Raw genomic sequence first — 12,617 nt, 5'->3', positions numbered from 1 at the left:
GATGCGTTCATTACATTCCTTATGACGTCGGTTGCAGATGGAATTGATTCAGAAGCGCGAAGACACGCAACTGATTGATCAGCGTGCCGGTCCAGAGGACATCCAGCCGGTTAGGATTATGGGCGTTAACCTCGACCTTTAAGCCGGCGGCAAACGCCTTCGCATCCTGTACATAACCGTTGAATTCCAGTGTCTTGTATTGGGCGATCAGTTCTGCCCGCACAATATTAGGGGTCACAATGGCCGAGCCGGGCGCAAAGCGTGTCCCGTCTTTCGCCAGTTTCATACGCCCCAATTTTGAGGTGATTTGCGTACGGATATAGCGCGACACGTACATCAGCAAAAACAGTGTTTCTATCTGAAGGTAGCTGTCGTCATTATCACCGTACGGGTTTTTCTGGTAGGTGCTGATCAGGTTCTCTATCTGTACCGTGCCGTCATCCGCCACCGTGAAGGTGGAAATTCCACTGTGTAACAGGTTATTGCGATCAATCAGGTCGAGCTGATTCTCAGCAGCCGGGGATAACACACCCGCTACCGGTAACGTTTGTAATGGTCTGCCCGGATCATTTCTCAGACTCGGTGCAGCCGCGCCGGTGATGGCGGCGGCCCAAATGTAGTCAGGGGTCGGGGATTTCGTTACCCCTAACAGGGTTTCGTGTTGATTGTTTCGGCGCTCGCCCCTGTCCGCCAGTTCGCCATACACACCACTGACCACACTAAACACGTGACCGTACAATTGCTGCTCCCATGACCAGCGTCCACCGGTATCGGACAAAAAGGCCTTGAGTTCATCCAGTGAAACCGTATCGGTGTACGGGTTGACGATAAAATCAAATGCCCGGTCACTGAGGTTGGCGAGACTGCTTTTTAATTCCGGTGCCCCTGCGCCGCCTGCCATCTGAGTGATACGTAAATCCATACCTGCCGGGGTTTCTTCACCTCCGGCTTGCCCCCGGTAATTGAGACTGATATCAATACCATTGCCGTGAGCACCTTTGTTTTTTGCGGTCAGTGTCACTGTATGATCTGTTACCATTGCCGTAACAGGCAGGGTAATTCTGCGGTTAATGGCTGCCGCCAGTGACGCCGCAATCTGCGTCAATTTATCGGTCGCCATCACGGTCACCTGCACACGCTGCCCGGCGATATACAGGGAAATCACCCCGGCGCGGGTCGGCAGGGATACTACTTCTACTATCCCTTTAGCGGTCAGCAGGTTATCGCTGTCTTTCAGGGGTAACGCCCACAGTTCCGCCGCAGGGTCATTCGCCAGATACGCGGCAGTCATGCCATGAAGCAGGGAACCATGACCAAACTGGGAAGCCGCCTGTTCGGCGGAAGAAATACGCACCGGAATATCGGGAGTCGCGATGGCCTTATCCAGCATCTGACCGAGAATCAGTGAGCGTTGGGTTGCTCTGGCACTGTTTGCCATTGAGTTATCGAATTCCACAAAAAACAGCGGCGTTCTGAGATTATTGGGAATACGGGAAAAAGGGATAGCCATTATTCAGTCTCCTGAGCACCTTTTTTGGCGAGTCTGGTTTCAGTTACCGGCTGACAGAGTTCAACGTCACCGTCTCTTACCCGACGATGCCAAAACAGCGTATCGGGGACTTCTGTACAACCTTCAGGCAAATGCGTACCTTTAGCCGGATCGCGTACACTGCGCCCGGCAACGGGTTTAACAAACATAGTGATTACTCCAGATTAATACGGATATGAGGTTCGGGGGCGTGTTCCGGCATCGCAATAGTCACGTCAATGCCCTCCAGCGGGTTGGCTTCAATCGGGTAAAAGTCCTCCGGTCCCTGATAGTATTCAATGTCAATATCCATCAGAAGCTGCGCTAAATGACCTTCCCCACTGGCATCAATGTCTATCTGTGACCGGATTTCCGCAAATTGCTGTATTTCCTTCGTGAGTGCATAACTGTTTATTACAGCGCGTTCGATTTGTTCCCGCAAAGCCTCCAGTGCCAGTTCTGCCTGCTCCGCACCGTTCCCCGACTCACTGTCAAATGCCTCCAGGCGACCGGTGACTCTGACCGTTGTTATGGTGTCAAACTGCGGCGCATTGCGGCCATGTGACTTTTTATGATCAAACGGGGTTTGTACCAGTATGCACGGATAATCATCACCCCGTGTTGACCAGTCGCGCGGGGAATAGACACGGGATTGCGCGTCCGTCTTTCCTGTCAACGCCTGAACCACCAGGTTACGCACGGTTGATGCGTTCATTATTTCACCTTATTGAGTTGTAAGTGTGTGCCGCCGTGACTGTCCGGCTGTACATCGCTTACAATAAATTCGGTATTGACGCGGTATACAAACACCCTGTCACCCTGTTTGGGGGGCACTTTGAATACGGCATCACGGACCCCCAGCAGGGGTTTAGTGGTATTGATATCGCTGTCCCCGTCAAGGGATTCCACCTGTTGGGTATAGGCGCGATCAAACACGCCCATGATGTCGTAAGACTCGCCATGCTTAGGCCGCCAGTTCACCCGCTCAGCAAACTGTTTATGCAGCGGGGCCAGTAAGTGCTTATCCCAGTCAATCGGCATGAATCCCCCGCTGAATATTAATCCCGCCCTGAACGGTCACGGGATTGCTGGACAAAAGTTGCGATCTCAGGTCATCCAGTCTCACGATAACGCCCAACTGAATCAGGCGGCTGGCATCATCACCGAAGACTTCAATCACGGCATTTTCCGGGTAATTAGTCCCGTTATGCCGGACAGTGTGACCTTTAGCAACGACAAATTCGGGCCCTTCTTCACCTGATATTTTCTCATCTTCATTATCGGAATATTGCTGGGGTTCAGTGAGTGTCTGTAATTCCTGAACGTCTGTTTCGACCTGCAATTCGGGCGGTAATCCGCCCAGTTCCTGCTGTGTTTTCTTTGCCATATCACACCACCATTGCGCACAATGCCGCATTCACCCGGCTTGGAATCACCAGCGGTGCAGACTGTATCATTAAATAACGCTGTGCCGGATCTTCCTGCAACCAGGATTTCGGTGCGTATGCCATCGGACCATAGTTGAATGCCGGATCCTTAATCGCCCCGAAGGCACGCGTTCCCATCAAATCTGCGCCCGACATCAACACAGCGCCATCCGGTATCATGGGTTTCTCAACGTTATCCAGATCATCAATAAACCAGTCGTTATACAGCCACAGGTCGTAATTCCCCCAACGGCCTTTGTGAACAGCGCCAGTAGCCACACGGGGGGCGATGTCAACCTGCCTGTCAGCAGGATTGAGGGCCGGTAAAATTATTGCGCCTTTCTCAATCGACGTGTCCTTGCAAAATAACTGCCAGGATTTATTGGTGAAAATGATATCCGTGGGTGCAGAACCGGTGATCCTGAGGATACGTAACCCCCACTCTTCGATATCTTCGGAGGGTTTAGTGTTGGTTTTTCCCGCCTCCACCTTCAGTGGCCATTTGTCACTGCCACTCAGTGTGACAGTGAGTTCCGAAGAACGGCCAAAGTCAATTACCGCTGTTGGGAAGCCTGCCCCTGCAACGGTGATTTTACCAAGAACCATCGCATTGGCCGCCATCCATTCCAGACGGCGGTTAATCATGTCGATCTGATCAGCCATTTCAAATTGCAGGTTTAACATTTCACGCTGACCGGCGCTGAATTCCCCACCGATACGTTCCCCAATCTGACGACGAACCGGTTTAAATAAGTCGGGGGCGCGCTTATCCTTGATATAAGCGGGTTTAAAGCTGTTGGTCTGGTAGGTACGGCTTTCGACCAGTTTTCCAGCCACCAATGGTGAAACGAACGGTGACATACGGCGCTTGCCGATATCTACGTCAATGGATACTTCCTCTTTGTCTTCGGTGATAACGTTGGGGAAGAAGCGGTCCAGTAACCAGTTTTGACTGGTGATCAGGTTAGGCACTAAACCAATCAGTACGTTAGTGTCGTAAATATTCATGCAGTTTCTCTACAGTAAGGCCAGCGGCATTATCGCCAGCCTGAAAATGAAAACGAGCGCAGCCCTGCCAGATAACGGCATCAGGTGCAGTCAGAAAAAGGAGGGCGGTTTAAAATCCCGGCGTGCTGTCTTTCAGGAAAATACTGAAGGAACGCAGGGCAGTTTTGAGTTCGGCTAATGTCCAGCTTTTATCAAAGATAATCCGGTGCGCGTTAAATTCCCCCATCAGGTACACACCCGCAGTCTGGCTGCTGACGGTGGTATCTACCGTATCAACCAGAATAGCGGCGGGTTTCTCGCTGCCATCGGTTGCGGTTTTCACGCTCAACACGTATTCCCCGGATTTATTCATGCCAAGTACGGTGCCGCGCTTCAATACACCGAACTTGGACATCGTCACGGTATCGGTGACTAACTGTAACTGACCGGCAATGAGCTGATCAGGAATAAACATGCTCGACGTCATGCCGGGGGCGAAAGGATTAGGACCTATATTTTCCATTATTGCTTGCCTTTTACTTGGTTATACAACGCAGCCGCCGTGGCGATTACAGCTTCGGCACTGCCCGCAGCCGGAGTCTGGGCGCCCGGACCTAACCGCACCTGTTTTTCATTACGCATCCGTTCATCCAGTGACAACCTGGATTTTGCAGATGACGGGGTGACTAAACCCATGACTGACAACGTGTTAATGGCTTCACGCACGGACAAACGGGTGTTAAAGGCTAAATGCGCCGCCATATCAGGCCGACCCGCAGCATATTTGCTGCCAAAGATTTTGGCACAACGTTTTCGTTCGGCACGGCGGCCTTTTTTGACGTCCTCGTTTTCGTCAGCGTCAGCGTCGGCATCGTCATCATCATCTTCCGCGTCCGGGTTGTCGTCATCGTCTTCTGACTTCGCCTTCTTGGCTTTTTTCGCTTTTTTACCTCCCTTTTCGTCGTCCTGCTCTTCGGCGTCTTCACGATTTTCATTGTCTTCCGCTTTTTCGTCATGCTCCTCTTCCTCGGCTTGACGACCTTTTGCTTTACCGGATTTTTCGTCTTCCTCATGCTCATCAGAGGCGCGCGCTTTGATTCCTAACAAATGGGCAAATTTATACATCGTTAAATCACTCCAGATTTTTTCATTAGTGTTTGAAATGCGACATCCGGGGAAGCGACTTCATCCGCCAACCCAATCTGTACGCCCTCATCTGCCAGATAACAGGCAGCTTGTGTATTGCGAATGCTCTCTTCCGAGAGTCCGCGGTTACGGGAAACAGTGCGGACAAAAAGACGCCCCATTTCATCAACGTCATGCTGGATAGCGGATTCCGCCTCCTTGCTCATCGGCATATAAGGATTACCTTCTGCCTTGCGATCACCATAAGTGATGATGGTCACTTTCAGTCCGTCTTCTTTAATGCGCTGCGACCAGTCACAGTGAATCACAATCACCCCGATCGAACCGACGCCACCTGTGCGCGGCACAGTGATTTTGTCGGCTGCACTGGCAATCGCATACGCGGCAGAATAGGCATACTCACTCAGAATGGCGTGAATGGGTTTCTCACCCCGTGACTGATAAATCAGGTCCGCCAAATCAAAGCAGCCTGCCACTTCACCACCAGGGGAATCGATATCAAGGCAAATCCCTTTCACTTCCGGGTCATTGAGTGCCGTCAGAAACGCCTGACGAATGCCGTCATAACCCGTCATGCCACTGTAAGGCCGTAGTGTGCCCAGTTTTTGTACCAATGTACCCTGCACCGGAATAACAGCAATTCCCTCTAAAACGTCATAGCCGTTATCGGATTTACCCTCACGGGTGAAGCTGTCATCGTCACCCCAATACATACCCGCCTGAACCTGCGTAATACCAAAGCGGTCAGTCAGCGCGGCCATCACTACCTCGGCTTTGCGCGGGTGTATCGCCAGCGGCACGTTAAATAATCTTTGTGCCAGATGCGGTAAATTCATGGGGATACCTCCTTTTTGCCATCGGCAGTCAGACGGGATTGCACCCAACTGGGCAACGGTAATCCGCGCGCCTGACGTGCCTCTATTTCGTGCGCCTGCTGATCCATAAATTCTTCCCAGTCACCACCGGCATTTTCCGCAATTTCGATTTCCAGTGTGGACAGACCGGCTTCCAGTCCCATAATTGCCCCTTCTTTTTCAGCTACAGGATCAACCCATCCCCGCCCCGGTCCAATCCAGCGGGCACGGCAATACGCAGCCCGGGCCTCCAGAAAATCCGGTGCATTTTGGGGTAGGGGCAATTCTTCGGTATCGTGAAGTTCTTCAACAAAAGCACTTAATATCGGTTGGGCGAACCCCACTGAAAAATCATCCCGCCGCCGAGTCAGGGTCTTCCACGCTTCCAGCATCGCCGCACGTGCAGAGGAATAATTCACATCTGACCAGTCCTGCGTGACCTGCTGGGGTGATAATCCGGTTGCCGAAGAAATATTGCGCAGCACGGCACTTTCGAATATCTCAAAATTGCTGTGTGGACGCGCGGCATTCACCGTGTTGATTTTCTCACCCGGGTACAAAATTGGCATGCGCGCCCCATTTTGCAGGGATAACCGGCGTTCATTATGAAATTCCACCCGGCCACTTTGGTAATAACCCAGATTCGGATCATCACTCATACCGGTATCCCCCAATGCGGCCTCTACCATCGCCGGGTCATACGGGGATTCGATATAGGCGGCAAAGATGGAATTTAAGATAGCGGACTCCAGTTCACTCTGATCGTATTTAATCAGCATTTTCAGGCGCTGAACAATCGGGGTTAACATACCATTACCCCGGTGTTGCGCTCCCCGTTCATGGTCATAATCGTGCACCACATGCGGGCGGCCCCACTCGGTTTCACGGGGAATACGTTCCCACGTCATGGTTTTTTTGCCACTGTACCAATCGCCGATATGAGCTTCCCGAATATGGTAAGCAATGGGCGCACCATCACTGTCTATCTCAACGCCGCCGCGAACATACTCTAAATCGGAACGTTCCTGTGGATTACTGAGGCGATCAGGATCTACTATCTGGATGGTGGTTGCATAACGTCCGCGGCCTTTGCCTAACCGGTCAGTCCGGTATTGCAGTACCGCCAAAGCGTCGCCGTCGACTAACTTGTGACGAAAAGCCAGCCGCATCATCTGTGAGACAGTTTGTTTACGTTCCACATCACAATAGCGCCCGGGGTCATCGGACCATGAACGCCAGTGGGCTTCAATGACTTTGCGGTACTCTGCGGCCCATGTGACATCAAAGGCGTCATTCCCTGTCAGTAACGCCAGCATCCGGTAATCAGGTTTCAGAATGGGACGAAAGCTGGCCCCGATAGCGTTATCTAATACGCGGGTGATAGACCCTGCGGCCCAGCCATCATTACGCGCCAGATCCCGTACCCGTGACACAATGCGGTCGCGGTAAATATTGATTTCGTTATCCGGTGACCCTAATGTCGGTTGCCAGTTCGCCAACTGATCACTGAACGAATCAGCCGCATCATAGGGCACCCGGCTGCCACCCGTCAGCATCGAATAACGCGGGCGGGAAGGTGCTAACGGTTTGCCATCCGGCCCTAATATTTGAACTGTCATCAGAATCTAAACCTCGCAGGGCGACGTGTACTGATACCTAACTGCCCCTGTATCATCTGGATCAGCGCCAGTAAATGCCCCAAGTCCGTCTGTTGGTAGGACACTGACCGCGTGCCGTCGCCCTGAGAATAGGAAAACGACACGCCTTTGCTACCGGTGGCCAAATCAATATAAGCGGCTTGCGCAGTTTCCAACGCAGCCAAAAGCTGCTCGCGGCTCATGCCTGACAGCAAGCTGGTATTGCGATTAACCATAATCTTTTCCTATGGCAACATCTGTGAAATGGGTTTGCGTGCCTGAGGTTTATTCGGTTCCTGAATTACCACACCGGGGTATTGCAGGCGGATTTTAGTTTCCGGCTCTGCGGGCGGAGGTTGCAGCCTGCCGGGGTTGGCTTCAATCGCATTCGCCAGCAAATTGAGTTTCAGGCCCAGATACAACAGACCACATAACGCCGCGTAGCTGTAGACCCGACAATCCAGCGCCTCATTGGCACGACCGGGGATCTGCTCCCAAATACGGTAACGCTGACCGCCTGAAATCTTAATCACCGAGCGTTCAGCCAGTAACTGACTGAAATAATTTAACTCACGGTCAGCCGGGAAATGCATATAAGCCGGAGCCGGTTCACCCGCTTTGGGGGGTTCAGCATGCAGCCGGGCACGGATCGCATCTTTGGCCGCATTCACACCGAGAATAATCGGCTTGAAACTGGATTTACTGCGGGGCGTCGGACGCTTCGTGGGCCAGATAGGCGAGCGTGCACCGCCTCTGGCTGACTCGCCTTTAATCGCCCAAATGCGGCGACCCAATCGTTCACGGGCAAAATCATACACCCGCTGTGTATGGTGACCGCCAGAGTCAATGCAGGCGGCCATAATGGTAAATCCGTAACCATCGGCACGCCGCCAGACCTGTTTTAAGTAAGCATCCAGACGCCGCCACGGCTCATCGGTCTCTAGATCCCCCTCAATCACATCGTAAGCAATCGACCAGCTTTCTTCATTGCGTCCCCAGCCGACCACTTCAATCTCAAAACGGCCGTCCTGGGTATCAATGCCGGCAGTGAGCAACGCTACACCGTCTGGGACTTCCGCCGCCCAGACTTCGCAACGTTCCAGCAGCTTACGTTCACTGAGGGCTTTTTCCCCCCGATCTTCATAAGGTTCACCGAGGACAAGGTTAATGAAGGTCTGGCGCATCAGGGGGTCATCTTTCACCCGTAACCATTCCGCTACTAGATTTTTCCATGCCGCATTTGGGAACAGACTGTAACCCGCCCAGATATGAAAGCCCGCATGACCCCGGAACGGCTGACTGGCCCGCCATTCGCCCCGCTTAATCATGCCGGGCTTATCGCTGTCCTGAATCACGCAGCCATGATGACGGCAGACGTAATAGGCGGTCTCCGGTAACCCGTTGCCGTGTTCATCTTTTTCCCACTTAATGCCATAAGGGGTCTCAGGACCGCCCCATTCCAGTACCTGATATTCATTACAATGCGGACAGGGCACGTAGTAGTAACGCTGATCGCTGTCCTTAAAGGCTTTTTCTATCCGGCTGGTCTCTTTGACAGTGGGGGTTGACCCCAAGACAATCTTACGGTTCCAGAACGTCTCAGAGCGTTTGATACCCAATGCTATCTGATCACCTTCCGCACCTGCACCGCCCGAAGGGTAACCGTCCACTTCATCAAACAGGATGATGCGGCAGGTGATACGACGGAATCCGCCTGGTGAGTTTGCACCGACCAGTGTCAGGTTCGCCCCGTTGGAAAAGGTCTTTTTCAGAATAGTCTGGTTTGAATCTTTGGCTTTCGCTTCACCCGCAATAGCTTTTAATGCCGGGGTGTCGCGCAGCATTGGGGCGATTTCGGTTTTACTGTAGTCTTCTGCATCTTCCACGCGGGGCTGTACAACTAATATCGGAGCCGGGTCATGCGACAGGTAATAGCCAATCACGTGATCCAGTATTTTGGTATAGCCCACACGGGCAGACTTCATTACCGAAACTTGCGTTACTCGCGGGTCAGTAATGGCATCCATGATGCCGTCCTGGTATTTGAACGAACGGAATTTACCTGTTTGAGCGCTGTTCTCTTTGGATAAAACAGCGTATTTGTTCGCCCACTCACTTAACGATAAAGGCTCTGGAGGTCTGGTATCAGTGCGTTTATGAACCAGTGCACGGGTGAATTGATGCCATGCATTATCCCCCCTGTTCACTGTGATCAAGGCTTAATTCCTCCATTGCCTCATAGATGATTTCCTGCAACGCAGCCACAAACTCGGCATCCGTTGATGTGGTTGCCAAAGCTCTCAGTCGGGGGCCATGCTCAGGGGCTATAGCAATCAGACGCGTTCGCATCCTTGAGTATTCTTCACCGACCTTGTTCACCATATCCTGCCACGGCAATACCTGGCCTGATTTCAGATCGTATTCATGTTGGGTCAGTAGCGCCAGATAGTTTTCCTTCATAGTCCGGGCTTCATCCAGTGACATGGTTGCGCCTCGTTCCGTGAGAATACGCTCAACAATTTTTGCCGGGGAATCGGGTTTAGGTGTGTTACCTGATATGTTACCCGCTTTGTTACCCTGACTGTTACCTTTGGACTTTTTTTCATTCCGGGTAACAGTTTTCCGGTAACGTTTGATATTGGCATTTGATGCCTCAACATCAATGTCGTCACCGTCCATAACCAGCAAGCCACGGGCTTTCCACGCCGTAACGGTCTTGCGGCTGACCCCATGTAATTTGGCAAATTCTGCCTGGTTCATCTGTTACCTCGGTGTTACCTGTTACCCAAATTTCAAAAACTCATAGCTAGTGAAAAAACGCGGCGCGCAATGCCCTTGATTTATAAAGACTTTAGGAAGGACCCAAGAATATTTGTCTGTCCCATCTCTCGATCACCCAGCCATTATGACTGAATAAATTCATCAGGGATGTCAATTACATAATCTAGTTTTTTATTTACTACAGCACGACAAACAGCGATTTGCGGTGTTTCACCATCTCCATAATCAGTCGGAACGCTCTCAGGGTAACTTGCTGACCAAGCGTGACCTTCAGGCAGCGCTTCATTGAATAAATATATTTGATATTTTTCAATCAACGAACCGCACTGCTCCCAATCAGTTGATGGACTATATTCCACGCTTTCTGATTCACTATCAGGCCAAAAACACAAGCATTGCCCTACATCACTATAATCTTTCAAGTGAACATCAAGGCCTTCAGCTTTAGCTACAGCCCAATTCAGCGCCATCCCTTTTAATTCAGATATTTCTATTTTCATCGTTTATTCTCTTTCATGTGGGACCACGGTCCCAGTTTCATTTCGCTGTTCGCATTGCTTCACTCAATGCTCTATTAATAGCCGATGGCATTAGTGCCTGAGCCATTTGTTGTGCACGCTCCTGATAACCAAGCACAGGTTCAACGAGTAATGCATCACCAAAACGAATAAGCAATTTTGGCGGTCTTTGTTTCACTCTTGGTCTGCGTGTACCGTTAGGTGAACGCTTTAATCGACGCTTACCTTTTTTCACCTTCTTGGCTTTCTTGCGCTGCCATACACCGTTAACGTCATTTCCGTATCGCGTTGAAACTTCACCAATGAAGATGTCATCTTTCCCTTTCAACTGATTCAGCTTATTACGAGGTAAGTTGCCGTATTTGTTTAGCTTGATGTTCTTGGGGTTGAGCAAAGCAGCGCCATTCAGCTTATGCACACCACCTATTTCAAACGGTTCCAAATAGCTGGCAGCCGTTGGCAATACAAACACTTTAGCCGTTAGATCGTTCTTGCGTGCACCTTTACTTCTGACCGCTTTAACCGTGAAGGGTGTCGGGTTTTCCAACTTACGCTCAAAAGCAACTTTCTGGGCTTTCTCTATCTTGCGTGCGACCTCGGTAAGCGCCTGAGCCGCTGCAAAGGGGATTTGCTTTCGTATCTTTGCCAGTTGGTTAGTGAGATCGTTGAGATTAGCCATGTTATTTCCCTATTATAAAATTCATTAACATGTGTATCATTAGGGTTACAATATTTGACTCATCTATCATGAATTTACTAATAACAGGAGTTCACATGAAAAAATTAGCAGCCCTATTAGTCGCCATGTTACTGTTTCCGTTTGGCGCTTACGCTAAAGCTAAGGTCGATGTTTCTAAAATTTATGGGAACATTAAAATCGTTAATTCGGGGGCAGATTATAAGGTCAAGGTTGTTAACTCCTCACCTGACCTGAAAGTGAAAATCGTCACGAGTTCTGCAAACTCTCCGGGGAAATGGCGAATGGTGACCGCATCACCGGATTATAAGATCCAGTTCGTAAACTCATTCCCAGACTTTACTATCAAATACGTGGACTCGTTTCCCGGTCCAACCAAGTGATTCATTACCAAACGGTATCTCTTCACTTATTAACATGGAATAGCCCTCGGATAAGAGGGCTAGGCGATGGAAAAAAACCACCTCATTCAGAATAAATAACTGGATCGGTTGATATAGCCCCGATGAATTTTGAGACCACATCAGCCCAAAACCTACACAAAACTCTATCAAGCACCCGAATGTGGATGCTTTGCAGAATTTTGTAAAAACAGGAAGCTCCGATTTTGGAGCCTCATAGCTTTTTCGGTTTCTCTGCTCCTTTCGGTGGTTCTGGGAATTCCATCCAATGGGTAATACCCATGGTTAGATACCACTTAGTCCATAGCTGATTGCCGTTTTCATCTACTCCAGCGCCAATATCTCTGAAATAATCCTCAATATGAACCATATCCACGTCTCCATTCGAGAAATGCGCTATTACGCTATCGTCTCGTATCTCAGGCAGCCTATCGCTGCATTTAACCCACTCCATAAATCCTCCAGTTATTCAGGTAATAAAAAACCCCGCATTGGCGAGGCTGGTTTTTACATACGGGATTTTCCCGTATCTACGCTCAAGTGCTTGAATATAAGCGATGGTTTCAGGCAGGCGAACCCACTCGTTCGGGATCTTACCAAACTTAGCAGCCACGTCTGTGGCATTGATCCATCCCTCTTCA

The 12,617-nt window shown here is 50.5% G+C and carries 18 protein-coding genes; 1 reads left to right on the top strand and 17 read right to left on the bottom strand.

All coding sequences use genetic code 11. The annotated features are described in order from the left end of the window. Positions 1–19 precede the first annotated feature (19 nt). From ABLA85_RS03450 to ABLA85_RS03380, 15 genes are all read right to left on the bottom strand, one after another. Positions 20–1,510 (bottom strand): phage tail sheath subtilisin-like domain-containing protein, encoded by a 1,491-nt coding sequence (locus ABLA85_RS03450; protein ID WP_367961382.1) that lies wholly within the window; start codon positions 1,508–1,510, stop codon positions 20–22. Then, the gene (locus ABLA85_RS03445; RefSeq protein WP_367961380.1) at positions 1,510–1,698 is read right to left on the bottom strand and encodes a DUF2635 domain-containing protein; all 189 of its coding nucleotides are present in this window, start codon (positions 1,696–1,698) and stop codon (positions 1,510–1,512) included. The genes ABLA85_RS03450 and ABLA85_RS03445 overlap by 1 nt, the downstream gene beginning before the upstream one ends. A 5-nt stretch (positions 1,699–1,703) precedes the next feature. After that, complete coding sequence (locus tag ABLA85_RS03440; RefSeq protein ID WP_367961378.1) at positions 1,704–2,243, bottom strand: ATP-binding protein; 540 nt, start codon at positions 2,241–2,243, stop codon at positions 1,704–1,706. After that, on the bottom strand, positions 2,243–2,569 hold the full coding sequence (locus ABLA85_RS03435) for a hypothetical protein (RefSeq protein WP_367961376.1): 327 nt from the start codon (positions 2,567–2,569) through the stop codon (positions 2,243–2,245). Before ABLA85_RS03435 ends, ABLA85_RS03440 begins: the two co-directional genes overlap by 1 nt. Then, entirely contained in the window at positions 2,559–2,915 is a 357-nt protein-coding gene (locus ABLA85_RS03430; protein WP_367961374.1) for a hypothetical protein, read from the bottom strand. The genes ABLA85_RS03435 and ABLA85_RS03430 overlap by 11 nt, the downstream gene beginning before the upstream one ends. 1 nt (position 2,916) lies before the next feature. After that, on the bottom strand, positions 2,917–3,963 hold the full coding sequence (locus tag ABLA85_RS03425; protein ID WP_367961371.1) for a major capsid protein: 1,047 nt from the start codon (positions 3,961–3,963) through the stop codon (positions 2,917–2,919). Positions 3,964–4,072: 109 nt separating this feature from the next. Then, positions 4,073–4,465 (bottom strand): head decoration protein, encoded by a 393-nt coding sequence (locus tag ABLA85_RS03420; protein ID WP_367961369.1) that lies wholly within the window; start codon positions 4,463–4,465, stop codon positions 4,073–4,075. Next, positions 4,465–5,067, bottom strand: a complete 603-nt coding sequence (locus ABLA85_RS03415; protein ID WP_367961366.1) for a hypothetical protein — start codon at positions 5,065–5,067, stop codon at positions 4,465–4,467. The genes ABLA85_RS03420 and ABLA85_RS03415 overlap by 1 nt, the downstream gene beginning before the upstream one ends. A 2-nt stretch (positions 5,068–5,069) precedes the next feature. Further along, positions 5,070–5,924 carry a S49 family peptidase gene (locus ABLA85_RS03410; protein WP_367961364.1) on the bottom strand — a complete coding sequence of 285 codons (855 nt, stop codon included), beginning with the start codon at positions 5,922–5,924 and terminating at the stop codon, positions 5,070–5,072. After that, the gene (locus tag ABLA85_RS03405; protein WP_367961387.1) at positions 5,921–7,564 is read right to left on the bottom strand and encodes a phage portal protein; all 1,644 of its coding nucleotides are present in this window, start codon (positions 7,562–7,564) and stop codon (positions 5,921–5,923) included. Before ABLA85_RS03405 ends, ABLA85_RS03410 begins: the two co-directional genes overlap by 4 nt. After that, complete coding sequence (gene gpW, locus ABLA85_RS03400; protein ID WP_367961361.1) at positions 7,561–7,815, bottom strand: gpW family head-tail joining protein; 255 nt, start codon at positions 7,813–7,815, stop codon at positions 7,561–7,563. The genes ABLA85_RS03405 and gpW overlap by 4 nt, the downstream gene beginning before the upstream one ends. 9 nt (positions 7,816–7,824) lie before the next feature. Further along, on the bottom strand, positions 7,825–9,786 hold the full coding sequence (locus ABLA85_RS03395; protein ID WP_367961385.1) for a phage terminase large subunit family protein: 1,962 nt from the start codon (positions 9,784–9,786) through the stop codon (positions 7,825–7,827). Then, positions 9,770–10,339, bottom strand: coding sequence for an RNA polymerase subunit sigma-70 (locus ABLA85_RS03390; protein ID WP_367961358.1), 570 nt, complete (start codon positions 10,337–10,339; stop codon positions 9,770–9,772). Before ABLA85_RS03390 ends, ABLA85_RS03395 begins: the two co-directional genes overlap by 17 nt. 143 nt (positions 10,340–10,482) lie before the next feature. Beyond that, complete coding sequence (locus ABLA85_RS03385; RefSeq protein ID WP_367961356.1) at positions 10,483–10,860, bottom strand: phage protein NinX family protein; 378 nt, start codon at positions 10,858–10,860, stop codon at positions 10,483–10,485. Between the two features lie 37 nt (positions 10,861–10,897). Further along, entirely contained in the window at positions 10,898–11,557 is a 660-nt protein-coding gene (locus ABLA85_RS03380) for a hypothetical protein (protein WP_367961355.1), read from the bottom strand. Between the two features lie 95 nt (positions 11,558–11,652). Between ABLA85_RS03380 and ABLA85_RS03375 the strand changes: the two genes are divergently transcribed. After that, positions 11,653–11,958, top strand: coding sequence for a hypothetical protein (locus ABLA85_RS03375; protein ID WP_367961352.1), 306 nt, complete (start codon positions 11,653–11,655; stop codon positions 11,956–11,958). Between the two features lie 232 nt (positions 11,959–12,190). On the opposite strand, the gene ABLA85_RS03370 is transcribed toward ABLA85_RS03375, so the two are convergent. Both ABLA85_RS03370 and ABLA85_RS03365 read right to left on the bottom strand, forming a co-directional pair. Then, the gene (locus ABLA85_RS03370) at positions 12,191–12,430 is read right to left on the bottom strand and encodes a DUF551 domain-containing protein (protein WP_367961350.1); all 240 of its coding nucleotides are present in this window, start codon (positions 12,428–12,430) and stop codon (positions 12,191–12,193) included. 15 nt (positions 12,431–12,445) lie between these two features. Continuing rightward, a complete protein-coding gene (locus ABLA85_RS03365; RefSeq protein WP_367961384.1) occupies positions 12,446–12,604 on the bottom strand; it encodes a hypothetical protein in 159 nt (52 codons plus the stop codon). Positions 12,605–12,617 lie beyond the last annotated feature (13 nt).

Source organism: Xenorhabdus sp. SGI246 (assembly GCF_040838225.1).
GTDB classification, from domain to species: Bacteria; Pseudomonadota; Gammaproteobacteria; order Enterobacterales; family Enterobacteriaceae; genus Xenorhabdus; species Xenorhabdus indica.
The sequence above is the reverse complement of the archived record's forward strand: the minus strand, read 5'-3'. Positions and strand labels throughout refer to the sequence as shown.